Raw genomic sequence first — 24,012 nt, 5'->3', positions numbered from 1 at the left:
AACAAATCAGCACCCTTTCGGGTGCTGATTTGTTGTTTTTGGGGTAAAACTAGAGTAATTCGACTCCAATATTCTTGACCAAGATAGCGACAAGGAAAAAGCAAGCAATCGAAATCACAGCACAAATCCCCAGTGACGGCCAAAAAGAAAAGCGGTTGAGCAAAACAGGAAATATCAGAAACATGGGCAAAGTGGGTAACACATACCAAAAGGTATAATAAGCATGGTTGGCCAATTTGGTTTGATCTTGGTTTTCGATATACATCCAGATCAAAGCCAATATAGTAACCGTGGGTAGCGCTGCAATAAGCGCACCCGCTTTGTCGCTGCGTTTAGCTACTTCTGAAATAAGAACGACCAATCCCGCTGTTACCGCATATTTTGTAAGAATCCAGAGCATATCCCTTACACCTAATTTCTAATCTAAAGCTAAACGGCTCAATCTCTCACCGTCACCTGTACATTTTTAAGCCACAACCTAAACTATACTCCCCCCTAGTATTTTATACTACCCCCCAGTATAAAATTAGTGCTACATTGTCCTTACAATTGACCGATTAAAACGACAAAGAAGCTAAGCATGTCCCATACCACTAGAGATCAAAAAAAGCTCAGTACTCGCGTCAGCAAAATTCAAGGTCAAGTAAATGGCTTAAAGAAAATGCTAGAGCAAGAGCACGAATGCCAAGACGTGTTGCAGCAAATTGCGGCTATTCGCGGTGCGGTAAATGGTCTGATGCGCGAAGTGATAAAAGGTCACTTACTTGAACATGTAGTATTGGAAGAAGAACTAGCGCAACGAGAAAATGATATTGAAGTGGTGTTGAAGGTCTTAGATTCTTACATCAAGTAGTCGGGCTGGTGCGGTAATAAGCAATATCACCGCACTCAATAGGTTAGTGGTATATCACTAGCCTGGCTCGCATCTCAAAATATATTTAACCCAAACACATCTTTGACTTTCTCTAGTACAAGCTGGGTTTTCCGTTGAGACACCAGTGTCCCCTGTTTCAAAACATCTATTAGCTGACTCTTATCTTGCAAATAAACCGCTCGTTGTTCTCTGATCGGGCGCAGAGTCTCTTGCAAACATTCTTCGAGAATTTTCTTAGTTGTTCCATCACCTAAACCACCTCTCTGGTATTGAGCTTTGAGGTCCGCCACCAAACTTTCATCATCGTGAAACGCATCCAAATAAGTAAACACGACGTTACCTTCAACTTGACCTGGGTCTTCTATTCTTAAGTGATTCGGGTCGGTGTACATGGATTTCACCGCAGCAGAAATCTCTTTTTCCGACGCGCCGAGGTTGATGGTGTTGCCCATGGTTTTAGACATCTTGTTCTTGCCATCTGTGCTAGGGAGTCTAGGTGCTTTGCTCAGCAAAGGTTTACATTCGTTTAGAATCATCGAGCCTGCCAGTGAATTGATTTTGCGGGCAATTTCATTAGTTTGTTCAAGCATAGGAAGCTGGTCATCGCCCACTGGGACTAATGTGGCATTGAATGCCGTAATATCAGCGGCTTGAGATATTGGGTAAGTGAGAAAGCCCGCAGGAATTGATCGTTCAAAACCTTTGTTTTGAATCTCGTTTTTCACGGTAGGATTTCGCTCTAATCGGCTTATCGTCACCAAATTGCTGTAGAACATGGTCAACTCAGCTAACGCTGGTAACTGAGACTGCAAGCAGATCGTTGTTTTCGTTGGATCAATCCCAACGGCCAAGTAGTCAGCAACCACGTTTAAAATGTTGGATGAGACTTTCTCTGGGTTGTGCGCGTTATCGGTTAAGCCTTGCATATCCGCCACCAAAATCGTCTGCTCATGCAGATTCTGGAGATGGACACGCTGTTTCAAGGAGCCGATAAAATGACCAAGATGCAATGGTCCCGTTGCTCGGTCGCCAGTCAGAATAATTTCAGATGATTTATGAGTAGTTGGTGTATTCATATGAGTATCTCCTAGTTGAAAATCGACTGCTGGAGATACCAATAAAAGACCATTCTTAGCTACCCACCAGCAGCTTAAGAATGTGACAATTCCGCGCCGCTCTAACTAGAGCGCCACCAAATTACCGATGTTGAAAGATTGGAAATCATGTTCATATATAGCAACATAACATATTGATTTTCTGTGACAAGTACAAAATTAAAAAGCCACTTCTGTGAGAAGTGGCTTTGCTTGGTTAGCGTGTTGCACGTTTGACTTTTGCGTGCTTGTAGGTCTTGTGTAGTGCTTTAGAACGAGCTCGTTTTGCGTGTAAAGTTTCGGTATTGTGTAATTCTTCACGCTTCAATTTGTAGAAGTTATTGAGTTTTCGCTGCGACAGCTCACCCGACTCCACCGCGGCTTTCACTGCGCAGCCTGGTTCGTTAACGTGCTGACAATCGGCAAAACGACAAGTCTCTGCCAATTCACGAATATCACTAAACACCTCATCTAACCCAGAGTCGCAAAACGCGAGTTGCAGTTCACGCATTCCGGGTGTGTCGATTAGTGCACCACCCTCGTCAATAAAGTGTATTGAACGAGACGTTGTGGTGTGCCTTCCCTTGCTGTCATCTTCGCGAATACCACCAGTGAGCTGATCGTCGCTTCCCAGTAAGGTATTCACTAGCGTAGATTTACCTACCCCAGATGAACCCACCAAAGCAACGGTTTGACCTAACCCACACCATTGAAACAATGGCTCGCATGAGTCTTTATCGAGACCATTAACCGATATCACTTCCAACGATTTATCTAACTGATCGAGCACCTCTTGATAATCGGAATCGGTTACTAGATCGAGTTTGGTTGTCACAATGACTGACGTAACTTGTGCTTCATGCGCCAAAGCCAAATAGCGCTCAATGCGATTGACGTTTAAATCATCATTAAGCGAAACCACAATGAAAAGTGTGTCGACATTGGCGGCGATAAGCTGCTCGTCGATTCCCTCTCCAGCGGCTTTTCTTCGAAAAAGACTGCTTCTATCGAGTTCGCGATGAAGTGTATTGTCAGAATCGAGCAAAACCCAGTCCCCAACGGTTAAGTTGGGAGTATTAGGGCGAATAGCTAGTGCAAATTCACTTTCACCATTATGAATTCGATATTCACTGCGATGGTGGGCGGTAATTCTACCAATAAGTGTGCTTTCTAACTCTTCAAAGCTCAGTTGTTGTTGAAAAAATGGTTGCCAACCTAGTTGGCGCAGTGTTTGAAATGACTGCATTTCTTGAATCCCCTGTACTGCGAGTTCGCAGTTCAACAACTCAATCGCGGCGTATATTTTGGGTACAGCAAAGCGACAAAGCTATTGTATTTAAACGTTAGGGGGCATTGCCCCGGTTAGAATCACCGGGCGGGAGGTATGATTAATACCAAAGACTGTTTCTAAAACAGAAAATCAGATTAAGCGAACATCCCTGCCGGGTGGGTTAGCATTACAATCATCATCTATCTCCTATATTGAGAGGCTTTCGATTTCAGTATTGGGAAAATCGAGCCTTTGAAAACCTCAAAAGCTTAACACAAGTCGGTTAAATAACCACACTTAATAAAAGCACATTGTGATTCGCTCCGTTCGTTAACAAGCACTGGAATAAACTGGAACCACGTACGCTAAGCTCATATATGGACAGCGATTATGCTGTGGGGTTATATTTGCCGTTCAAATAACTCACAAGAAAAATCATGTCAGCTCAAGTACTTCCACTCAGCGAAACGTTCCGTCAGGCGTCCATCGAACATTGGCAAAAGGCCATCGACCACAAATTCACTCATCAAGTCGGCGACGACACCATGTCTGATGAGGTTTACGCCAATTATCTGGTTCAAGATTACGCATTTATAGAGTCTCTAGTTAACCTAGTCGCCAGCGCGATCGTTAAAGCGCCGTCAATGCCTGAAAAAACAGTATTGGGCCAATTTCTCGGCGCACTGACCAGTGACGAAAACACCTATTTTTTGCGAAGCTTTGAAGCTTTGAATATCTCTCAAGAGCAATATTCAAACCCAGTGCTTAACCCAACTGCGCAAGCTATCATTGATGAGCTCAACGACGCGGCTCAATACGACTACCAAGATGCGATTACCGTTCTTTGTGTAGCAGAATGGGTGTATTTAACTTGGTGTAAAGCTCAAGATGGGAAAACACAATCGCGTTTCTACCTAAAGGAATGGATCGATATTCATGTACTTCCTGAATTTGAAGCCTTTGTGAATTGGCTTCGTTTTCAGGTCGATTCGTTTGCTGATAACGACCAAAAGACTCTCGCTCGACTGCAAGCGCGATTTGATCGTATGGCTAAGCTGGAGCATGAGTTCTTTAGCGCCGTTTACTGATTGATAGGTCACAAAACTAGCTAGCTCCGCCGGGAATCACTCCTTGAAGATGGCGTAACCCTAAATTAACTTGGTTGCGCCCGTTTTCTTTAGCTCGATAAAGCGCATCATCGGCGGTTTTTATCAAACTCTCTGGTTCAAGGTCATCACCTTTTGCATAGGTGACACCGATGCTGATGGTGATAGACAAAGACTCGCCATAGTATTGAAATGGGTGGGTGGCGACAAACTGCCTAACTCGCTCTGCTACATCCAACGCGGCTTGCTTGTCGCACTCCGGCAATAATACGCAAAACTCTTCCCCACCATATCGCGCCACCATTTCACCGGGTCGGTTACACTTACTTTTTATAATGTTGGCGATATGCACGAGTGCATCATCACCGCATTGGTGGCCAAATTTGTCGTTAATTTTCTTGAAATGGTCGATATCTATCATCAAAAGCGCCAAAACATGGTTGTGACGCCGAGCACGATTGCATTCTTGTTCTAGTGATTCATTAAGAGAGCGTCGATTGAAGGTTTGCGTCAGTTCATCCACTTTGGCGACAAATTTGAGTCGTTCATAAGCTTCTTTCAACTCTCGAGTTCGAATACTCACTTGATGCTCTAACCTTGCGTTGGCGTTTCTAACCTCTTGAACCGTTTGACCTTGTGCAGAAATCCGCTTGCGTTTCTCCTCATGAATGCGTTCCGCGACTGCAAACGACAAGAACACCGCTTCTAAGCCCGTTCCTAATAGCAATGCGTTTTCACTAAACCAATTGGTGGGAATAAAATTGAACTTGCTGGCTGCCAAGATCACTCCACCACACAACGCAGAGTTCCAAGCCAACGAGTAGTACATTGAGAAGTTGGTGCCTTCGAAGATGCGAACCGACCGAGTTACCACACCCCACACACAGGCAATTACAGCGTATACGATGATCACTTGCACCAGGCTCTGGTAAGGAAGGAACCACACCGCAATCATCATCATGACGCCAAAACTAAGTAACCCGACGCATCCTCGAAACAACCATGTATGATTTCGCTTTAGATCCAATAAATTGACAATAAATGCTGTGCCTGTCATCACCGTTAGTACTAAAAACACCAAAATAGATTGGTCGTTCCACCATGTTGCCTCTGGCCACAAGTGTCGGAATGACAAGCCACTTAAACTGGCATAAAACATACAGACAAAGGAGACGTAGACAAAATAGTAAAGCAGGCTTTTATCGCGAATCGACACGAACAACAAAAGGTTATACGCCGCCATAATGCCCATCCAGCCGAAGTAAAAACCCTGCATTAAGGTCAATTCATGGTCAACTTCCCCAAAAGCGTAGGCTTGCCATATTGTCATGGGGAGCTGGACTGAACTGGTGGATTCGACGCGAATCAAAAAGGTATAAACATCTGGGCCAGCTTTGTTAAGAGGCAACAAGAAGTGTTGGTGGGGAACCCGTCGCTCGGAAAACGGATAGCGATCGCCCAGAAGAGTATCGTCGATACGCTTATTATCTTTGAATACCACGACTCTTAGGGAATCTAGGACTGGGTAAGATATGTCGAGTAGGTAGTCATCTCGATTGATCAGTTCGACATCTTGCCGAACCCAATAGGCTTTTGTGGTGTAACCTAGATTGAGCGCTTCGCCGTACTGAGCTTGCCAGGCGCTAACTGGCATGGCGATAAGCTCAGAAACGTTTTGTCCGATATCCGCTTGATAGTAAACCACTTGAGATAGCGGCTGCTGTTCAGACGCGACGATAACCCTTTCAAAAGCATCAACAACTGAACTTACCACTACTGAACTTAACAATAATGAACAGCAGAGCAAAAGTTTGAATACCGCTCTCATTCATTTTGCCCACTCATTACAACCAATGTTCTACGAGCTTAGGTCACTGATGTTGAATTGGCAAAGTTTGGGACTAACATCATCTTTTTAACTAGTTCAATAGTTTTACTCAGCGTCTTACTGGCAGTTCATCTACCGTGAGATAACCGTCAGAGTTGCGATCCAGCTTGTCAAAATCATTGGCAAGTGGGCCTCTCGCTTCACTTTTGGTTATCTTGTTATCACCATTTTTGTCCATGCGTTTGATCTTATCGGGTAAACCGTTCGAACTGGTTTGTGTGTTCGAAGCGCCATTTTGGGGACGAGAATCCGCACCTGATTTGCCTTTCATACTTTGGCTAGAACCATTCGCATCAGACTCAAACTCCTGAGTGGGCCGTTGCTCTTGCTTTGGACTTTTTACCCATTCCGCTTCGCCACCTGTCACACAGCGCACGTAGTTTTCAACTCGAACAGCATCGCCTTGTGGACCATGGCCTTGCGGATACTGATCAGTACTGCCAGTTTTTGGGTCACTGCGCTGCGCGCCCGCACCATGAACATCAATCCACTCATCTCGCATATACCCCATCGACCGTCCCATGGAGATATACGCGCCATTAGCACCATTTCTGAGATTTTGGTGCGTGGTGCTACTCCATTCGCTTCCCCAGTCTTTGTCCCCGGCTTCGTTGGTAAAGGCTGTGGCATTAAAAATTGAAGCTAAAGCAGGGCTATTCGACGTTGCGGGAGAGCGAGTGTAATCCACAATCGAATGCAGCTCTTTCACGTTAGGCAAACGCCAATTATTGATACCAGCCTGACTAAGAGATTCACAATATTCAAGTGCATCAGGAAAGTTCATAGCTTGCGAACTGTTAGTCTGTTGCCATATTAGGCCCGTGGCATTGTCGGTTACCGTTTGGTCATTACCCTGCGTAAATTGATTGACGCCATAATCGCGATTGCCCCTAACCAACAATAAGTAAAACTCTTTGTCACCACCTTTTCGTGATGAAATGCCATAGCCTTTGATTCGGCCATCGACAAAATTCACACCAAATACGGTGTCGTCACGCTTCATGGTTTTCGACACATACTGGGTGCTGGAAACAAACTGACCGTCTATTAAACGTTCGCCTTGTGACACGTCGCCACCATTAATTTGGAAATAGCGATTATCAATGAATGGAATGAGATCCACAGTGCCAGATTGCTTTAGACCACTAGGATCTTGGCCATCAAATAGAATGAGAGAATACAGCTCTTTTATCGTTGGTAATCGCCAATCGCTGTGCCCTCCAACAGTGGCTTGCTCTGCATAACGTAGTGCTTGTGATAGCGTCTTTTTGTCATTGATGTCGACTTTACCATCGTGATTGGTATCGGCACTCGCGGTCCACATCAACCCGGTCACTAAGTCATTGATGGTTCCATCTTGGTTGTTTTGATAACTCGGTTGATTACCGAAGTACTGAGCATCTTGTCCGGTGTAATCCGATGGACATGAACTGCGCTTGCTGCGGTTATCAAAGCACTGATTTTGTCCGGTGTCGACGATGGCGTAACTAGCCGAAGAAAAAGGAGAGAAAAGAATGGATGTTGCCGTTCCAAAAGCGATAACGGTAAGTTTCTGCAATCTAGAATTGAATGTCTCAGTCGCCATAGCGAGCCCCTAGCAGGTGAAGATGTCTATTAAGGTATAAGACTAGCGGCTAGAGGATTAAGTTGTGATCGAATTAGGTAAAGTTAAGTAAAGAAACGCGAAGTAGGCCATTCATAGAAAGTAAAACAACCTAGCTGCGCGTTCCACATAAAGCCGAGCTCTAAGCTCGCCAAGTCTTCGCTTGCTCGATGGCTATTTGTAGCAGATCCCAATTCAACAGCGCTTGTTGGTATTCACCTGCTTTGCCAGAAAGTTGGATTCCGTAGCTGTTAAGTCGATAAGCGAGTATTGAATAAAACGCATCCACCGCTCCTGCTTTTTCAAACATGAAAGGTAGAGAAGCCTGTTCAAAAATAGATTCTACACGTACTAATTCTGCTTTCATCGAAGCGCCGATGTCTGTTAATGGAGCTAACGGTTCGGTAGAAAACGGACATTCACTTCGCAATGTCATAAAACCAGAGTGCATCTCCGCCACTAAACTCCTAGCCAATGCTCGTTTATATTCATCTTGAGGGTAAAGCGCGCCATCAAATTTTTCATTAAAGAACTCTGCAATGGCTACAGAATCATGGATAGCCACATCACCATTGCGCAAACAAGGAACCAATCCGGTCGGAGACAACTCAAGCAGTTTTGATTTATAACCTTCGGCTTGAAGATCTACCACCGTAAGCTCGGGTTTCAAATTCACTATTTGGGCACATATCCATGCGCGTAATGACCATGTAGATTTGGTTCCAACGACTAAATGCACTATTTATCTCCTTAGGTATCAATGCTTGTTGACGAACAGCTTAACTAGCCGTTTTACTATGTCATATAAATCATCAAACTCCAGCAACTAATACTTATTAATCTGCTTGTTAGATTTAAGTCAGCTTTTACTTTGGGAGAGAAACATGGAAATTAGAATGGCCACGGAAAGCGACAGTGATGTCTTACTTGAATTACTGTATTTAAAAGCTGACTTTGACAGAAGCATGGGAAGCCAAAGTACAGTGATTAACAATAACGCGCAAAAGCTGAAACGAAGCATGTTTGGTGACCACCCTGTCGCCTTTGCTTTGCTGGCTGAGCAAGATAATCAAATTGCGGGGCTAGCGCTTTACCACTTAAGATATTCATCGTTTTCCGGTGACCCATCTCTGTGGTTAGACGATTTGTACTTGAGAGAGGACGTTCGCTCGCAAGGAATTGGATTGGCCTTGATGAATCAGCTAAAAAGTAGTGCAGAGGCCATCGGTTCCAGCCATATCAGTTGGGCAGCCGCGCTAGACAATAAAAGAGGCCAAGCTTTCTACAATCGGTTGGGAGCAAAAATAGAGAAAACACAGGGCAATGGATTAACCTATCGCTGGGATTTGTAGCGGAAAAATTAATAAGGTGTTTTAAGCTCAGGAATATCAAGCGCGTACACTGCAACCAATTTGTCTTCTTGAATCCCCAGATGATTGGGGATTTTTCGTTGTAAGCGTGCGCCCAATCGCTCAACGATTTTAATACTAGCAAGGTTATCTTCTAGGCACTGAAATTCAACCCGTTTTACGGCTCGTTCTTTGGTTAGGTAATCAACCAATATCGGCAAAGCCTGCCCTATGACGCGCTTTCCTCGAGCGCTATCACATAGCCAATAACCCAACTCACATGTCTTCCGTTTGGGATGAATCGATTTGACACCAATAACCCCAGAAAAACGCCCTTCCACGACAATCGCAAACCATTCTGAGCCCGGTAGTTCACTGTGAATTCTCGCCTCAATGTATTGCTCGGCACTGCTTGTATCAAACACATCGTCTGCCCAAGGCATGGTAAGCGAGAGGTTTTCTCTACTGTGTTCAACGGCACGATACAGTGCCGTCGCATCATGCAAACTCAGAGGATTCAGCCAAATACTGGAGTTTATTTTTAGTTGTGAGCCTTTCATTTGAAACACCTTCAGAGCCTTGTACTTTTAATCTACATCTATACTTGAATTCAGTCACTTGCCTAAATCAGTAAATTAGGATGTTCAGCATGAAGACTCATTATTACGTAGATGCATTTGTCGCCGCCGTACCAATTGAAAACAAACAGAAGTACTTGGACCATGTGAAAGAGGCGGCTAACTTGTTTGAAGAATACGGTGCACTTGAAATCGTCGAATGTTGGCAAGACGACATTCCAGATGGAACCCTTACTTCCTTCCCTCTCGCCGTAAAACAAGAAAAAGATGAATCCATTGTCTTTTCTTGGGTGACCTGGCCAAGTAAAGACATTCGAGACCAGGGCATGAATCAAATGATGAAAGACCCAAGGATGATGAATATGTCAATGCCATTTGATACCAAACGCCTAATACATGGAGGATTCAGGCCATTGCTTTGCCAAACCCTAAATAGCAATTCAGTTCTTTAACTACTTTATGACTAGTTTTGTTTTTTACGAACTTGAATTTCAAGACGGTGACTGACAATTTCGTAACCCATTTCTTCGACTAACCGTTCTTGTAGCGCTTCTATTTCTTCCGAAACGAACTCGATGACATCTCCAGTGTCGATATCGATCAAATGGTCGTGGTGGGGCTTATTGGAAAGCTCGTATCGTGCTCCTGTTTTCTCAAACTCGTTGCGAATGACAGTGCCATATTCTTCCAACGTGGTCATTGTTCGATAGACAGTCGCAAGCGAGACGCTTGGGTCATACTCTCTCGCTCGATCTCTAAGTTCTTCGGCGTTAGGGTGATCGCCAGATTCCGCCAATGAAGCCAGTATGGCTCTGCGTTGGCGAGTAATTTTCACACCATGTTCCCTTAGGGTCGTTTCTAGTTCTTCAAGTTGTTGACCAGATGTTACATTTTTCATGTTTAGAGTTTCCGATTTTCATTAGTATTATTTGTCACCAGAACGCACTTGCAATTGCGAATCATTCGCAATAAGATGCTCACAAGTTAATGCTAGCACATATACTTCGTTTAACAGTATCAGTAAGGTTTTTAAGGAGAGAGAGTTTTGAGAAAGTTCAAATTGACCGTTGCAGCTTCACTTCTTGCCGCAGCAACTTCGTTCTCTGCATTTGCAGAAGACAAGATGAGAGTGGTAACCACATTTACCGTTATCGCCGATATGGCGCAAAATGTTGCTGGTGATGCTGCTGAGGTCGTATCGGTAACCAAACCGGGTGCAGAAATTCACGGTTATCAACCAACGCCTCGAGATATTGTTCGCGCTTCCGATGCGGATTTGATTCTTTGGAACGGTATGAATTTAGAGCTTTGGTTTGAGCAGTTTCTTGCGAACCTAAAAGATGTTCCAGCGGTGACATTGACTGAAGGCATTCAACCAATACCAATCGCATCTGGTTCTTATGAGGGTAAACCAAACCCACACGCTTGGATGGGACTGGACAACGCACTGATTTACATCGATAACATTGTTGAAGCGTTTGCAGAGCACGACCCTAAAAATGCCGCAACCTACGTAAAAAATGCAGCGGAGTACAAAAAGAAGCTACGCGCGACACTAGAACCACTTAAGGCCGCGGTAGCTAAGATTCCTGAAGCGCAGCGCTGGCTAGTAACTTGTGAAGGAGCCTTCAGCTACTTAGCGCGAGACTTTGGCTTGAAAGAACTCTACCTTTGGCCAATGAATGCTGATCAAGTAGGTACACCACAGCAAGTACGAAAAGTCGTAGACGGAGTCAACGAAAACGCCATTCCAGTCGTATTTTGTGAGTCTACTGTTGATACCTCTCCTGCAAAGCAAGTTGCGCGAGAGACGGGCTCTAGCTACGGTGGCGAGCTCTACGTAGACTCGTTGTCAGGTGAGGATGGTCCAGTACCGACGTACTTGGATTTATTGACTGTGACATCTAAAACCGTCGCGAATGGTCTGCAACAAGCACAATAAACGTACCAAAGAACATGGTCATTGCTCTTTGTGTGAGAAGAACACATGACCATCACGTTGCCTCTTAATTGAGGCAACAACCCGTAAGCGAAAGGCTAATCTGTAATAGTGTATGAACCCAGAGAGTGAAGCAAAATTGAACCCGACTGACCAAATCCACCCACAAGGCCTATCCGCATCAGGTGTGACCGTTACCTATCGCAATGGACACACTGCGCTGTGGGATGCGTCATTTACCGTTCCACAAGGTTCGGTAACAGCTTTGGTAGGCGTAAACGGTGCGGGTAAATCAACACTATTTAAAGCGATTATGGGGTTTGTTCCAGTAGCACAAGGCCAAATTCAAATTATGGGTATGCCTGTTCGAAAGGCACTTAAAAACAACCTTGTCGCCTACGTGCCACAGGCTGAGGAAGTTGATTGGAGCTTTCCCGTTTTGGTCGAAGATGTCGTCATGATGGGTCGATATGGCCACATGAATTGGTTAAGAAGGCCAAAAGCTTCTGACCATCAAGCCGTAACTGAAGCTCTAGAACGCGTCAATATGACAGACTACCGTCATCGCCAAATTGGTGAGCTTTCGGGCGGACAAAGAAAACGCGTTTTCTTGGCAAGAGCACTCGCTCAAAATAGCCAAGTCATATTGCTAGATGAACCCTTCACGGGCGTCGACGTGCAAACGGAAGACCAAATCATCCAATTACTTAAAGCCCTGCGCGATGAAGGCCGTGTCATGCTGGTCTCCACTCACAATCTTGGCTCTGTACCTGAGTACTGTGACCGCACCGTGATGGTCAAAAACACGGTGTTATCTTATGGTCCTACCGAAACTACCTTTACCAGAGAAAACCTCGAAAGCGCGTTTGGTGGGGTTCTCCGCCACTTCACTTTGGGCGGTTCAGCACTCCACAATGACGAAGATGGAAGGGAGTTAACCATATTAACCGATCACGAACTGCCATTTGTTCAGTACGATGGTAAAGCCATCAAAACTCGAGAATCTCAGGAAAATTCGGGGTCGAATTCATGATGGATCTATTGCTCGAACCTTTTTCCTACCAATACATGACCAACGCGATGTGGGTGTCAGCCTTAGTAGGAGGCGTTTGTGCTTTTTTATCTGGCTACTTAATGTTGAAAGGCTGGTCACTGATTGGAGATGCACTTGCGCATGCAGTTGTTCCCGGAGTCGCTGCCGCTTATATGCTGGGCTTACCATTTGCCTTTGGTGCATTCGCAGCGGGAGGTTTGGCCGCCGGTTCTATGTTGTTCCTTTCTGAGCGATCTGGCCTAAAGCCGGATGTGATTATTGGGTTGGTTTTCACCTCCTTTTTTGGGCTTGGACTGTTTATGGTTTCTGTTAGCCCTGTTTCCGTCAGTATCCAAACCATTACCATGGGTAACATCTTAGGTATTTCCCCTGAAGATACGATTCAACTCGCCATCATTGGCGTCGTCACCTTGGTCGTATTGCTTCTAAAATGGAAAGATCTGCTCGTGGTGTTTTTTGACGAGAGTCATGCCCGTAGCATAGGTTTAAATCCAACTATGCTTAAAGCTTTATTCTTTGCCTTGCTGTCTGCGTCCGTTGTAGCGGCAATGCAAACTGTTGGCGCACTTTTAGTTATTGCCATGGTAGTAACACCTGGTGCAACAGCCTATCTCCTGTGCGACCGTTTTCCATCCCTACTTTTGGTTTCCATTACCATCGGCGCGTTAAGTAGTTTTATTGGAGCATACGCCAGTTACTTTTTGGATGGCGCAACAGGCGGAATTATTGTTTGTTTGCAAACTTTCATCTTCTTGATTGCCTTTGTTTTTGCTCCCAAGTACGGGGTGTTGGCCACTCGCAGAAAGGCCAAAGAAGCACTCGCTAGAGGTGAAGCTTTACCTAAAAACACTCGTTCAATCAGAAGGATGGCGTAATGGACTATCTTTCAGCTTTCCAATTTCCTTTTATGCAGAACGCTTTTCTTATCGGGGCACTCATCGCTGTCCCTTGCGCGTTGCTATCTTGTTTTCTAGTTCTCAAAGGCTGGGCTCTAATGGGAGATGCTGTAAGCCACGCCGTTCTTCCCGGAATCGTCCTCGCCTATGTTGCAGGGGTTCCCATTCTTCTTGGAGCGTTTGTGTCGGGAATGGCTTGCTCTGTGTTGACCGGATTCCTCACTCAAAATAGTCGAGTTAAGCAAGACACAATCATGGGTGTAGTATTCTCGGGTATGTTTGCCCTTGGAATCGTCATGTATGTTGGACTCGAAACTAACGCTCATTTAGACCACATTTTGTTCGGTAACATCCTCGGGATCAACACTCAGGAATTGCTGACTTCGGGTGGCATTGCACTAGTAATTGGCTTGGCAGTCAGCTTGTTTTGGAAAGATTTGTTACTCCATGCATTTGACCCGGCCCAAGCACAAGCCAGTGGGCTAAGAGTCAATTGGTTACATTACGGACTATTAACTGCTCTTTCTCTTACCATAGTTGCAACACTCAGTGCAGTTGGACTCATACTCGCTATTGGGCTTCTAATTGCGCCAGGGGCGATTGCCTTTCTGGTAGTAAAGCGTTTCTCTACCATGCTATGGGTGGCCGTTGTAACCAATCTGATGACGATATTTGTTGGTATCTACCTGAGCTTTTACATAGACAGTGCGCCAGCCCCTACCATTGTTCTGGTTCAAACCCTTTTATTTATCTTGGCTTTGGTAAGACGAATAGTGTTAACAAAGCAAGTTTCGCAACGCGCAATAAGAACACAGAAAGTTTAAACGTAATGAGCCGCGCTGTTCCATTTAGTAAAAATACGGCGCAAAAATTTCCCGAATTTGACTGTCGAGACAAGCAATAAGAGCTACTGTAAATTTTTACTAAGGAGCGATTGTTGCTATGTCCCCGTTTTCATTGTTACTCATCTTAAATGCCATGTGTATGACCGCCATGATGGCATTTGTACCTGTCATTGGCCCCATTATTCGCGAGCTTGGACTAAGCGAGTGGCACAGCGGAATTATCGTTGCAATGTCTGGAGTAGCTTGGCTGCTCTCCGCCAGATTTTGGGGCTCTTTAAGTGATAGATTGGGACGTAAACCCGTTATTATTGGTGCAGCGCTAGGTTTTACTGCCAGTTATCTACTGATGACATGGTGGATCGACATGTCTCTCGCCGGAACTTGGTCAGCAACCGTGGTCTTGGTAGGCATGATTGTCGCCAGATCATTGATCGGCTTGTTTTACGCCGCCATGATGCCCGTTAGCGCCGCCCTTATCGCCGACATTACCGAACCATCCAAACGACAAGCTTCTATGGCAGGTTTAGGTGCCGCCAACGCCATCGGGATGGTCGCAGGACCGGCACTAGGTGGATGGTTGGCTCAATACAGCCTGACTTTACCGCTGTATACTTTATCTATCCTGCCTTTCATCGGTTTGTTGTACGCGCAATTTACCCTTCCCAAATCCAAGCAAGTCCATCAACCTGCAACCAAGCCACTCGGCATATTTGATGCCAAAATACGTTTGCCAGCTTTTGCTATGCTAGCTTGCATGTTTACCGCGGTGACGTCGCAAATGATCATCGGCTTTTTGATTTTGGACCGTATGTCAGATTCCCCACAACAGACCGCGCAGTTGAGTGGTTTAGCAATGACATTGACCGGTGTTACTTTAGTGGTTACACAAGGTATTTTGATGAAGTCAAAACGAGACTTATTGGCAGCCAGTATCAAATACGGACCGTTGGTCGCCGTGGTCGGACTTTTGATGACGGCATTCGCTTATCAGCCATGGTTATTGATGGTTGGCTACGTGTTTGCAGCGTTAGGATTAGGTTTTGTATTCCCTAGTATTCAGGCGGTAACAGCCAACTCGGTAGACAAAAACGAACAAGGCTTAGCGGCCGGAACCATTTCAGCCGTGCAAGGTTTGTCATCCATCATAGTGCCAATCACAGCAACTATTATTTATCCATTCCACACAAGCTTGCCATATTTACTGTCCGCTTTGATGTTGGTGATTCTGTCGGTATTTGCAATTAGTAGTGGAAAGAAGAAGGAAATGAATCAAACACAAGCTGACTCAATTGGTTAGGCACTTAGGTTATTACGATCTTTCTTGAATAGTTTAGCTAACCTAGACCAATCAGAATGAGCAACTGCAGAGCAACACAACATCACAAACGCCATCTTGGGATCTTGATAGAAGTAGAGTGCGCTCAAGGAAGAGAGCATACAAACTAGACCCAAAATTGTTTGAAGCATGTGGAACCCGAAGTTGTAACTAAAATGTAACGGAGAATGTAAAGCGAAAGGCACAACAAATCGTCGAGCTGGGTCACGATATGATAAATAGTATTTCCAAAAGTAACAAAGTGTGTAAAACCAACTCTCAATTGAGAGTTGGTTTGCTTCAATAATTGATTAGGACTTGGCTTTACTGGCAGAATTCTCGATAACAGCCGTTAAATTCGATCGGAATGATAAAGCGGCAAATAGCAACAAACCTATAGGTCCATACCAAAAGGTCAGCGGTAAGCACATCACCAAGGGCCATTTTGCTTTCTTGTCCGCCAAAGTTTTGTCTATCATCCAGCGCCCGACTAGAAGATCAAACGCCAAGAAGTGTAACCAACCACTTGCCAAATTACCGTGTGACTCAAACAACAGAGCCACGCCACTCAAGCTACTGTAATCGCCTTGCGGCGCATCTCCCCAATAGTGAACCACCAATATCAGATACATCAGCGATAACAAGATTGGCACGACTCGACCGCCAAAACGCAGCATTAGACTTGAAAAGCGCGTCGGTAAAAAACTCAAGGCAAAACTTACCCAGGCCAGCAAAGCAATAAAGCTCCCGGCATTAAAAAATAGATCTGCCATTGTTGTTATCCCGCCTGCTCGCCTTCAAGTAAAACCATTGCCTGCTCACCAGACAAAACAATTGTTCCGCCGTGCTCAGTAACAAACTGTTTAGCTTCTTCTTCGCTGGAGCACCAAACTTTTAAAACAGTGTCGTCATCGGCCAACGAATTGCCAGCAAGTCGAATGTTATCAGAGCCATCCAAAGTGGGTTTGTATTCTTCCCAGCTAGTAAATCCGGCTTCTATCGCAATGAGCCTAAGCAAATGCTTGCGCTGAATAGATTGGCGTTGACTGAAAATCTCAGAGGCCGGTTGCTCGAAGAACACACCAGCTCGGTGGAGTCTACGAACAATAGGCATAGCCCGAGACACGGACCCATCTGTAACTTGACGATGTAGTGTTTTCGCCAAGCGCAACAAATAGTCTCGTTTGGATATTTCACCAATCGTCTCGGGTTGTTCAGTATTGTTAGTTTGGGGGGTGTGAATCATTTGCATACATACTCCATCAATTCACATAGCCTTTCTCGTCTTGGGCCAAAATAGAGTGTGTAAGTTAAAATGCTTACGTTGTCAGGTGCGATTGCTTTCACGAGAGTGGGTGTCCTGTAAACCCGTAGACAAGCATAACAAGTAAAAGACGGAGATGTAAACTAATTGTTGAGATTGGATTACAGGGCGAATGAAAAGAAATTCGCTCGATCTGCGGTACCAAACAAGCTAGCACCGCAGTCAAATGGCGTGGATGAGAATTGAGGTTGTATTAGTCTTCGGAGGTGTCGATACTAAGCCTGTTTACGTTCTCAGACAGCTCAGACACCATACTCGTCAAAGACTCCAACTTCTGATTCACCTCATCGATATGAGCTTGCCCCTGTTGAGACACATCAGTCATTTGAGACAAAGCTTGCTCAATATTTGCGATAAGCTCGCTATTGGTCGAAACCACTTGGGTTATCTCTTTAGTTGCATCCGCAGTGTTACCGGCAAGCTTTCTAACTTCATCCGCCACGACAGCGAAACCACGACCCGAGTCTCCAGCACGCGCCGCCTCAATCGCCGCGTTGAGCGCGAGTAAGTTGGTTTGCTCTGCGATAGAGTTAATTGTGTTGACTATATCGCCAATACTCTTGGCTTGCTGCCCCAAGTTATCACTTAAGTCATTAACCACTTCAACTTTGCTCGCAATGTCTACACTTGACGTGATTGCACTTGAGAGTGCTTGGTTGGCATCACTCGCAATAGTTTGAGTGCTGGTCGCCGTTTGCTTGGCCGATTCAATGGCATTTTGAATAGATACAACCCTGTCAGTGATGTTAGACGCAAATTTAATTACACCAGTAACACGACCATTGCTATCGCGAATTGGATTGTAAGTGGCTTCAATCCATACAATTTCACCTGCCGAGTTGATCCGCTTAAACCGCCCACTAGACAAACTGCCAGTCGCTAACTCATTCCAAAAGTTAGGATGTACACGATAAAACTCATCGTCACAGAACATGCGATGATGTTTGCCTTGAACTTGGTCGAGGTGGTACCCCAAAGTGACTAGGAAATTGTCGTTTGCCCAAATGATAGTGCCATCGGGCTCGAACTCGATAACCGCCATGGAGAGGTTAAGCGCATCCAGCACAGATATTGCCTTGGTCGCATCGGAAACGTTTACTGGACACCTGGTGAATTGGACTAGCCAATGTTTCCGATCTTGAAGCAATGACTTTTCCACAATCCAGCTCTCACTGTTCGACAAATCAAGGACTTGTTGTTGATCTGTCAATTGAAGCTGGGCAAGTACCTCCGTCTGACTATCAGCAGTCATGTAGTTTGATAAAACTGACGTGGTCGCCAAAACTGTCTTGTCTGGCGACAAAATAAAACTGCAAGAGCCTTCAATCTCTTTAAGCACTGTCTCTGGGGAAAATGCGGGTTTCTCCGCTACTTCAACTTTTTGTTTTTTTCTTCCAAACATGTATTGGCCGTGGTTGCGAGAACTCAGTGTTTAAGTTTAGTCAGGTTTGATATTTTTATCGGTTAATCGAGCAAATTCACTGAGCGCTTTAGTCAAATTAAACCTTAAAGTTAAGCACAGCCTTAATTGATATTATTGTCATTAATTGCAACAAACTGTAGTTTTGAGGGTCGGTTCACCTTTATTGCAAATCAGTTGTACAAGGAATACTGATTAACCCTAACGAAGCTATTTGAACGCAGGTTGACCAGTGTATAACGCAAAAAGCCATCCGATAGGATGGCTTTTAAAGGGTATGATGTAAGTTATTGACAGTTGGCTACAAAAGACCAAGGACCGCCCGCATCCGGCTTGTTGTTAGTATTCCACCAACCCGCACGGTAGATCTTTCCGTTGTAAGTGACTTCATCACCGCCGACATAGATCTTGTTTGGATCCCATGCCAATGGACAAGACGTTCCGGCTTCAAAGCGCACTTTCAAATCAGCATTCGCACCCAAATTAGCGAAGACATAGTTGCTTGAAGATGGGTATGAAATACCATCAACTATGATTTCTGCCACTTTAAACCCGCTGTCTGGGTTAAAGGTCACTTCGAAATCCGCACCGCCTCGCGCCACAATCACACCTTGAGCATTTGGAGTTGGAGAGATAGACCCACCAGTACCGATTACTGAAGCTGTAATGTTGTAGAAGACTGGAATATCTATGGTGGCTTCACTGTAGTTGCCAGTAAAGCCAGCAAAATTAGCGCCTGACAGCGTTGTTACGTCTGTATTCTTCAATATGATTTTCTTCTTGTCGCCACGTGCAAACGGTTCAAGCACTGTGATTTCCGTATCGGCGACATTCTGGGTCAGTTTGATAGCTGAGAACGGCACTGGCGCATTGCTCGGAACTGTGATTACCGTTTTCGCAGCGTCGAAGCTGTCAACGGTTAGTGTCATGTTCCAACCCCAGTTGGTATGGTCTAGCGGCACGATATAGCCCAAGCGATCATAGCTGCCCGTAACGTTAGCAAACATATCTGGATTGAGATCCGCTAGCGACAAGCCAACCAGTTCGTAAGACGCGTAGATACCACCATCTTCCGCTTGCGGGCCAACAACTACAGACGTTGGAGTTTGGAATGCTTTTAAGTGCTTAAAGCCGATTCCCGCTGAGCCTTCAATCACATCGACCAAAGGATTAAAGCCATTCACGACCACTTTGCCCGTGTTCCAAGCCAATGGGTAAACTTTGGATTGCAGAATAACCGCATCAGGATTAGCTTGAACGCTGGCTGCAGAAACGTTGTTCAGTACAACGGTTTGCCCTGCAAATTGCAGTTGAGTAGCACCTGAAATATCGGCAACAGTTAAGTTACCCAGTGCATTTGCATCTTGCCAGCCACTTAGAACAATCTTGTCTTTTCCAACGACAAAATCAGTTACGGTAGTGGTCGAACCGGCCTGTTCATTGAGTTTCAGCGTATTGTTACCACCGCCCAAGATTACGGTATCATTCCCCCAGCCTGCAGTTAGTACTTCATCGTAGATTGAGCCTTGAGTCGTGCTGTCTCCCGGTACATCGAAGATGGTGTTGTAGTTCCTGAACTTATAGACGTACTTCAGGATACTTGTGTTGGTCTCATCAGCAGAAAGCTTGTCTGAAATCAACAGCTTTGCAGTACCCCATGCACCGCGCAAGTGAGCCGCAGCTAAGATACCAGACATATTTGATTGTACGTTATATGAGTTACCTGTGTCCTTATCGTCCCAAATCCAAGATTTTTTAAGGACTTGGTCCCACGTTAAGTTGGCGTCGGCAAGAAGTTTACTAAGGATCTTATAATTGAAGTGCATAGCATCACGCATCACCAGTTCTTGCTTGGCAGGAATCAAAAGATCAGCAAAACTGTGAATGCCATTCTTGCCAACGAAAGTACCTTCCCAGCGGTTGGTGTCAGTCACGTAAACTTTATTGCCACCAGAGCCTTCGATTTCAGCAAGTGCTTCGGTCTTACAACCAATCCATGTCTCATCGGGTACGAACATGTAAAAACTGTCGTATTCTTTACCCGAAATGGTGACAGTTTTCGGGCTGTAATAACCAGCATCAATCATGATGGCTTCACCCAACTGATAGCCAACAAAACCCCAAGCGTTCTTTGATTGGTATTGCATGGTCTTGAACATTTCAGGGTCATGTGGAGTTGCGGTGCTGTAGATGGTGTCCAAACCCAGTTTCTTAAAGTAGTTATGTACCGTCGTCCACTCTTTGATCATCGAACCGGTGGTACAGTCGCGAACTAGTCTTCCGGGGTATTCGACTTTCGCATATTCCAAAATCGGGTTGTCTAGGTTGTCTAAATAAAATTGGCTTTTAGCTGGGTTGATTCCTGATTCAAAATTTCTTAAATCATCTAGGAAATCTTGAACGCCACCGTTACTTGCAAACGCGGAACTGGATAACGCCATTCCGACTGCAAACGCTAGGTAACCTTTGTTTAGCATGTGTTTTCTCCCTATCGTGTCATCACTGACATTGACGATTTTTCGTCAATGTTCTGAATTCTTCGAAGTATCTCCAATAAAAAATTCAATATATTGAAGATTAAAAATAAGCAATTCCGCTGCAATTGCGGCACCAATAGAAATCGTAAATTTCCACCTAAAATTGGGTAAATTTCGATGTCTATTTTTTGATAACACATTTATCTTCAAATTACTGAAGATTAAGTTCAAGCGCTTTGTTTACTCTTTTCTCACTTGTCGACTAGATTCGTGATTGGTTTCAAAGTTGACTTACAATGCGTTACATTTCACTAACGAAATGTAATATTCACCATGAAAATAACTTATTTATCATAGGTATAGAAAATTTCAATTTTGTAAAATAGGGAGTAATTAGTCGTGAATAAAACGACTACAAAAACTAGATAGGTATGGTGAAAGCTAGATTGCGACTAAACCGTATAGAAAACCTTAATTACTATTGACAATTTAGTCATTTTCATAGATTTATTAGTACCACCTCACGCGAAACCACACTAAACAAAACTGGTGATTAAGCCGCAACTCTAAAAATGAAAGTATTTGAGAGCCAAGTTCTTTTTGGCAAGGGTGGTAACTTGAACTAGAGCTTTAGGCCCGATTCCAACAAACTTGTAAACTAACGAAATTCAGTAAACCAGAGCGGCAAGTTAAGTGCTTTTTTGTCAGAAAATAAGCCTGCTTTCCAGTACCGTCCTTCTTATGGAGTAAACAGGATTTTTTCCATTAGAACCGCGTCATCACCATAGGTTGAACAAACCTCTTGGTCACTAACGGCCTCAAAATCATGTAATGCCCAAAAGCTCTCCGCCCCTTGAATAGCAACTAGGCGTATGGAGCGAAATCCCTTTTGGCGAGCAACTTCAAACAGCTTCTTTGTCATTTTTCCGCCCAGTCCGTTTCCTTTGGCTTCAGAACTGACTGCCATATCATGTAAATACAAGTTGGCACCAGCTTTTACGTTTGTAAGAGCTTCAAACAACTTCGGTGGTTTTACGTCGTTCCAAGGGTGGGCCAATACGTATCCAAGCACCTTTCCCTGCGGAGACAAGGAAACCAAGCAAGTCTCTGGCGATACGACCCATTTACTTTTTAGAACTTCTAATTTTTCAGGCTCCACTTCTTGATACGCCTGGTTCTGAATTTCTAAGATTTCTTCCCAGTTTGATTCTTCAATTTGTGAAATTTTCATGTCACTCTCAACTTTAACTTAGACTAGTGTCAGCCGGTGCACAGCGCTGAAGTTTTTAGAGTTGGCAGTGTCTCGGGCAATCGCGTAAATCACCCGAGGATGATATCTGGTACATCGCTGTTCATGATTTCGATTTGGCATTCGGCCTCCATCGAACCAATACCTTGAAATAAAGCACTTAAAAAGATGACCTTGAAAAAATAACAAATCTTTCAAAAGATTTTTTTAATCAATGGGTTTGCGCAAGCTAGTCAAGTTTAAATCCCTGTTTGCGAATATAGCTGCCAAAATCTTCTCGAACGGCATGCGAATACTGTCTGGTGCGCTTTTCAGACCAACCATAATTGGGTGAAATACCGTAAAGCTCAATGTCTCTTTGCTGCTCTGGCCTAGTCTTGTCGATTGCTTCTCGCCTTGCATCATAAGCTGAGACTTCATCGATCAGATTAGAATCATCGTACGTATCGATGTTGACCGTAGTCGACATAGGCAGACGCATACTTAAATCAGGTTTGTCTGCAGGCCAACCAACACACAATCCAGCTACAGGAAAAACGTGCTCAGGTAACTCCAATTCATCGGACAACAATTGGATATGGTCTCTGATTTCACTCACAGGACAACACCCGAGTCCATAAGACTCTGCGGCAATAATGAAGGTTTGCATACAAATCGCTGCATCTACCGCGCAATTCATAAAAGCATCAAGATGATCGTTTGCAAATGTGTGCCCGCGCCACTCGGAGAGCTTTCTTATCCGGCGATTGTCTCCACACCATACAAGAAAAACTGGCGCATCTGCGGCCCACTTGGTCTTATGGGATGCATTGGCAATTCGTTGTTGCTTGGCCTTGTCTTGCACTTGAATCACGCAGGCTTGTTGTAAGTCAGACTTTGACGGTGCTGAAAACGCGGTCGCCAAAAGAGTATCCAATAAATCCTTTGGGATTGTTTCTGATTTATATCGTCGATGACTTCTACGCGTTAGGATGTTGGATATTGTCTCATTTCCTTCCACTGATTTACCCATCTCAGTAGCTAGTCCAAATCTGGAACTAATAAGGTCATTTACGCTCATACTCACTCATCCTTGAAAATCTACTTTAAGCTATAACAATCAATAATTTTTGCTTTATTAACGCATCAATAAGCCGCTTTTGACTCAAGGTGTTTTGAGTGAGAAATTGTCTTTTTAAGAAAGAGAGACCCGCGATTTTCTCCAAATTTAGCTCCTTTTTAACAGGCTCCATTTCCATTAACTCAACAAGCTATAAAACCAGCTTGAAGCCTTCATGTGTCGCTTCAAACCCTAGCTTTTCATAAAACCGAATAGCATCAGGGCGCTGCTTGTCACTGGTGAGTTGGATAATTGAACAGCCTTTGGTCTTAGCAAGCTTAATCGCATGTTCAAACATTTGTTCTCCTACCCCCTGCCCTCGGTAATCGCTATGGATTCGAACACCTTCGATAAGACAACGCCAACTACCAATGTGGGTTAAATAAGGAATAAAAGTAATTTGAAGCATACCAACTAGAGTTTGCCCAGTTTCAACTACAAGCAGATCGTTGTTAAGGTCTTTTGATATGGCATCAAATGTTTCTAAATAGCGTTTATTCAGCGGAGTTGAGGCGTCTTCTCTTTGACTTCCTAGCGGGTCATTTGCAAGCAAAGCGACCAAGCTTTCCAAGTCTTCAATATTGGCAGAGCGAAAATTCAATTTCAAAAACGGTTCCTTTTGCTTTCTAATA

The 24,012-nt window shown here is 44.5% G+C and carries 24 protein-coding genes; 9 read left to right on the top strand and 15 right to left on the bottom strand.

What is annotated here, in order from left to right; translation table 11 throughout:
• Positions 1-49: 49 nt before the first annotated feature.
• Complete coding sequence (locus tag ACXAFJ_RS16780) at positions 50-400, bottom strand: DUF3147 family protein (RefSeq protein ID WP_475325002.1); 351 nt, start codon at positions 398-400, stop codon at positions 50-52.
• Positions 401-580: 180 nt separating this feature from the next.
• On the opposite strand from ACXAFJ_RS16780, the gene rcnR reads away from it, so the two are divergent.
• Complete coding sequence (rcnR, locus tag ACXAFJ_RS16775; RefSeq protein WP_475325000.1) at positions 581-853, top strand: Ni(II)/Co(II)-binding transcriptional repressor RcnR; 273 nt, start codon at positions 581-583, stop codon at positions 851-853.
• A gap of 74 nt (positions 854-927) precedes the next feature.
• On the opposite strand, the gene trpS is transcribed toward rcnR, so the two are convergent.
• Both trpS and rsgA read right to left on the bottom strand, forming a co-directional pair.
• Positions 928-1,950: a tryptophan--tRNA ligase gene (trpS, locus tag ACXAFJ_RS16770; RefSeq protein WP_475324999.1), complete on the bottom strand. Its 1,023-nt coding sequence runs from the start codon at positions 1,948-1,950 to the stop codon at positions 928-930.
• A 235-nt stretch (positions 1,951-2,185) separates the two neighbouring features.
• Positions 2,186-3,214 (bottom strand): ribosome small subunit-dependent GTPase A, encoded by a 1,029-nt coding sequence (rsgA, locus tag ACXAFJ_RS16765; protein WP_475324998.1) that lies wholly within the window; start codon positions 3,212-3,214, stop codon positions 2,186-2,188.
• Positions 3,215-3,675: 461 nt separating this feature from the next.
• Between rsgA and ACXAFJ_RS16760 the strand changes: the two genes are divergently transcribed.
• Positions 3,676-4,326, top strand: coding sequence for a TenA family protein (locus ACXAFJ_RS16760; RefSeq protein WP_475324997.1), 651 nt, complete (start codon positions 3,676-3,678; stop codon positions 4,324-4,326).
• Positions 4,327-4,342: 16 nt separating this feature from the next.
• Here the strand turns inward: ACXAFJ_RS16760 and ACXAFJ_RS16755 are convergent, their stop codons facing one another.
• From ACXAFJ_RS16755 to ACXAFJ_RS16745, 3 genes are all read right to left on the bottom strand, one after another.
• Entirely contained in the window at positions 4,343-6,118 is a 1,776-nt protein-coding gene (locus ACXAFJ_RS16755) for a sensor domain-containing diguanylate cyclase (RefSeq protein WP_475324995.1), read from the bottom strand.
• A 163-nt stretch (positions 6,119-6,281) separates the two neighbouring features.
• On the bottom strand, positions 6,282-7,817 hold the full coding sequence (locus tag ACXAFJ_RS16750; protein ID WP_475324993.1) for an Lcl C-terminal domain-containing protein: 1,536 nt from the start codon (positions 7,815-7,817) through the stop codon (positions 6,282-6,284).
• Positions 7,818-7,977: 160 nt separating this feature from the next.
• Entirely contained in the window at positions 7,978-8,574 is a 597-nt protein-coding gene (locus tag ACXAFJ_RS16745; protein WP_475324991.1) for a glutathione S-transferase N-terminal domain-containing protein, read from the bottom strand.
• Positions 8,575-8,719: 145 nt separating this feature from the next.
• Here ACXAFJ_RS16745 and ACXAFJ_RS16740 point away from each other — a divergent pair, with 145 nt between their 5' ends.
• Positions 8,720-9,187 (top strand): N-acetyltransferase family protein, encoded by a 468-nt coding sequence (locus tag ACXAFJ_RS16740; RefSeq protein WP_475324989.1) that lies wholly within the window; start codon positions 8,720-8,722, stop codon positions 9,185-9,187.
• A gap of 8 nt (positions 9,188-9,195) precedes the next feature.
• Here ACXAFJ_RS16740 and ACXAFJ_RS16735 read toward each other — a convergent pair whose 3' ends face one another.
• On the bottom strand, positions 9,196-9,744 hold the full coding sequence (locus tag ACXAFJ_RS16735) for a GNAT family N-acetyltransferase (RefSeq protein WP_475324987.1): 549 nt from the start codon (positions 9,742-9,744) through the stop codon (positions 9,196-9,198).
• An 89-nt stretch (positions 9,745-9,833) separates the two neighbouring features.
• On the opposite strand from ACXAFJ_RS16735, the gene ACXAFJ_RS16730 reads away from it, so the two are divergent.
• Positions 9,834-10,214, top strand: a complete 381-nt coding sequence (locus ACXAFJ_RS16730; RefSeq protein WP_475324985.1) for a DUF1428 domain-containing protein — start codon at positions 9,834-9,836, stop codon at positions 10,212-10,214.
• Between the two features lie 11 nt (positions 10,215-10,225).
• Here the strand turns inward: ACXAFJ_RS16730 and ACXAFJ_RS16725 are convergent, their stop codons facing one another.
• Positions 10,226-10,660: a Fur family transcriptional regulator gene (locus ACXAFJ_RS16725; protein ID WP_475324984.1), complete on the bottom strand. Its 435-nt coding sequence runs from the start codon at positions 10,658-10,660 to the stop codon at positions 10,226-10,228.
• 147 nt (positions 10,661-10,807) lie between these two features.
• On the opposite strand from ACXAFJ_RS16725, the gene ACXAFJ_RS16720 reads away from it, so the two are divergent.
• The 5 genes from ACXAFJ_RS16720 to ACXAFJ_RS16700 all read left to right on the top strand — a co-directional run bounded on the left by ACXAFJ_RS16720 (position 10,808) and on the right by ACXAFJ_RS16700 (position 15,793).
• A complete protein-coding gene (locus ACXAFJ_RS16720) occupies positions 10,808-11,704 on the top strand; it encodes a metal ABC transporter substrate-binding protein (protein ID WP_475324983.1) in 897 nt (298 codons plus the stop codon).
• 112 nt (positions 11,705-11,816) lie between these two features.
• Entirely contained in the window at positions 11,817-12,734 is a 918-nt protein-coding gene (locus ACXAFJ_RS16715; RefSeq protein WP_475324981.1) for a manganese/iron ABC transporter ATP-binding protein, read from the top strand.
• Positions 12,734-13,630, top strand: a complete 897-nt coding sequence (locus tag ACXAFJ_RS16710) for a metal ABC transporter permease (protein ID WP_475325777.1) — start codon at positions 12,734-12,736, stop codon at positions 13,628-13,630. The genes ACXAFJ_RS16715 and ACXAFJ_RS16710 overlap by 1 nt, the downstream gene beginning before the upstream one ends.
• Positions 13,630-14,475: a metal ABC transporter permease gene (locus tag ACXAFJ_RS16705; RefSeq protein ID WP_475324980.1), complete on the top strand. Its 846-nt coding sequence runs from the start codon at positions 13,630-13,632 to the stop codon at positions 14,473-14,475. The genes ACXAFJ_RS16710 and ACXAFJ_RS16705 overlap by 1 nt, the downstream gene beginning before the upstream one ends.
• A 118-nt stretch (positions 14,476-14,593) precedes the next feature.
• Entirely contained in the window at positions 14,594-15,793 is a 1,200-nt protein-coding gene (locus ACXAFJ_RS16700; protein ID WP_475324979.1) for an MFS transporter, read from the top strand.
• A 329-nt stretch (positions 15,794-16,122) separates the two neighbouring features.
• Here the strand turns inward: ACXAFJ_RS16700 and ACXAFJ_RS16695 are convergent, their stop codons facing one another.
• The 7 genes from ACXAFJ_RS16695 to ACXAFJ_RS16665 form a co-directional block, all read right to left on the bottom strand.
• Positions 16,123-16,584, bottom strand: coding sequence for an ABA4-like family protein (locus ACXAFJ_RS16695; RefSeq protein WP_475324976.1), 462 nt, complete (start codon positions 16,582-16,584; stop codon positions 16,123-16,125).
• A gap of 5 nt (positions 16,585-16,589) precedes the next feature.
• A complete protein-coding gene (locus tag ACXAFJ_RS16690; protein ID WP_475324975.1) occupies positions 16,590-17,063 on the bottom strand; it encodes a hypothetical protein in 474 nt (157 codons plus the stop codon).
• Positions 17,064-17,328: 265 nt separating this feature from the next.
• Entirely contained in the window at positions 17,329-18,537 is a 1,209-nt protein-coding gene (locus ACXAFJ_RS16685) for a methyl-accepting chemotaxis protein (RefSeq protein WP_475324974.1), read from the bottom strand.
• Positions 18,538-18,842: 305 nt separating this feature from the next.
• The gene (locus ACXAFJ_RS16680) at positions 18,843-21,032 is read right to left on the bottom strand and encodes a carbohydrate-binding protein (RefSeq protein ID WP_475324972.1); all 2,190 of its coding nucleotides are present in this window, start codon (positions 21,030-21,032) and stop codon (positions 18,843-18,845) included.
• Positions 21,033-21,771: 739 nt separating this feature from the next.
• On the bottom strand, positions 21,772-22,263 hold the full coding sequence (locus ACXAFJ_RS16675) for a GNAT family N-acetyltransferase (protein WP_475324971.1): 492 nt from the start codon (positions 22,261-22,263) through the stop codon (positions 21,772-21,774).
• A 247-nt stretch (positions 22,264-22,510) separates the two neighbouring features.
• On the bottom strand, positions 22,511-23,341 hold the full coding sequence (locus ACXAFJ_RS16670) for a nitroreductase family protein (protein ID WP_475324970.1): 831 nt from the start codon (positions 23,339-23,341) through the stop codon (positions 22,511-22,513).
• A gap of 190 nt (positions 23,342-23,531) precedes the next feature.
• A complete protein-coding gene (locus ACXAFJ_RS16665; RefSeq protein ID WP_475324969.1) occupies positions 23,532-23,987 on the bottom strand; it encodes a GNAT family N-acetyltransferase in 456 nt (151 codons plus the stop codon).
• Positions 23,988-24,012: the final 25 nt, after the last annotated feature.

The sequence above is a fragment of the Vibrio sp. ABH4_348 genome (assembly GCF_056159765.1).
This window is presented reverse-complemented; position numbering and strand designations above follow the sequence as displayed.

What these genes read in the sequence shown, in the direction of transcription:
- ACXAFJ_RS16780 (WP_475325002.1), bottom strand. Translation starts at nt 400, where the DNA reads ATGCTCTGGATTCTTACAAAATATGCGGTAACAGCGGGATTGGTCGTT.
- rcnR (WP_475325000.1), top strand. Translation starts at nt 581, where the DNA reads ATGTCCCATACCACTAGAGATCAAAAAAAGCTCAGTACTCGCGTCAGC.
- trpS (WP_475324999.1), bottom strand. Translation starts at nt 1,950, where the DNA reads ATGAATACACCAACTACTCATAAATCATCTGAAATTATTCTGACTGGC.
- rsgA (WP_475324998.1), bottom strand. Translation starts at nt 3,214, where the DNA reads ATGCAGTCATTTCAAACACTGCGCCAACTAGGTTGGCAACCATTTTTT.
- ACXAFJ_RS16760 (WP_475324997.1), top strand. Translation starts at nt 3,676, where the DNA reads ATGTCAGCTCAAGTACTTCCACTCAGCGAAACGTTCCGTCAGGCGTCC.
- ACXAFJ_RS16750 (WP_475324993.1), bottom strand. Translation starts at nt 7,817, where the DNA reads ATGGCGACTGAGACATTCAATTCTAGATTGCAGAAACTTACCGTTATC.
- ACXAFJ_RS16740 (WP_475324989.1), top strand. Translation starts at nt 8,720, where the DNA reads ATGGAAATTAGAATGGCCACGGAAAGCGACAGTGATGTCTTACTTGAA.
- ACXAFJ_RS16735 (WP_475324987.1), bottom strand. Translation starts at nt 9,744, where the DNA reads ATGAAAGGCTCACAACTAAAAATAAACTCCAGTATTTGGCTGAATCCT.
- ACXAFJ_RS16730 (WP_475324985.1), top strand. Translation starts at nt 9,834, where the DNA reads ATGAAGACTCATTATTACGTAGATGCATTTGTCGCCGCCGTACCAATT.
- ACXAFJ_RS16725 (WP_475324984.1), bottom strand. Translation starts at nt 10,660, where the DNA reads ATGAAAAATGTAACATCTGGTCAACAACTTGAAGAACTAGAAACGACC.
- ACXAFJ_RS16715 (WP_475324981.1), top strand. Translation starts at nt 11,817, where the DNA reads ATGAACCCAGAGAGTGAAGCAAAATTGAACCCGACTGACCAAATCCAC.
- ACXAFJ_RS16710 (WP_475325777.1), top strand. Translation starts at nt 12,734, where the DNA reads ATGGATCTATTGCTCGAACCTTTTTCCTACCAATACATGACCAACGCG.
- ACXAFJ_RS16705 (WP_475324980.1), top strand. Translation starts at nt 13,630, where the DNA reads ATGGACTATCTTTCAGCTTTCCAATTTCCTTTTATGCAGAACGCTTTT.
- ACXAFJ_RS16700 (WP_475324979.1), top strand. Translation starts at nt 14,594, where the DNA reads ATGTCCCCGTTTTCATTGTTACTCATCTTAAATGCCATGTGTATGACC.
- ACXAFJ_RS16695 (WP_475324976.1), bottom strand. Translation starts at nt 16,584, where the DNA reads ATGGCAGATCTATTTTTTAATGCCGGGAGCTTTATTGCTTTGCTGGCC.
- ACXAFJ_RS16690 (WP_475324975.1), bottom strand. Translation starts at nt 17,063, where the DNA reads ATGCAAATGATTCACACCCCCCAAACTAACAATACTGAACAACCCGAG.
- ACXAFJ_RS16685 (WP_475324974.1), bottom strand. Translation starts at nt 18,537, where the DNA reads ATGTTTGGAAGAAAAAAACAAAAAGTTGAAGTAGCGGAGAAACCCGCA.
- ACXAFJ_RS16680 (WP_475324972.1), bottom strand. Translation starts at nt 21,032, where the DNA reads ATGCTAAACAAAGGTTACCTAGCGTTTGCAGTCGGAATGGCGTTATCC.
- ACXAFJ_RS16675 (WP_475324971.1), bottom strand. Translation starts at nt 22,263, where the DNA reads ATGAAAATTTCACAAATTGAAGAATCAAACTGGGAAGAAATCTTAGAA.
- ACXAFJ_RS16670 (WP_475324970.1), bottom strand. Translation starts at nt 23,341, where the DNA reads ATGAGCGTAAATGACCTTATTAGTTCCAGATTTGGACTAGCTACTGAG.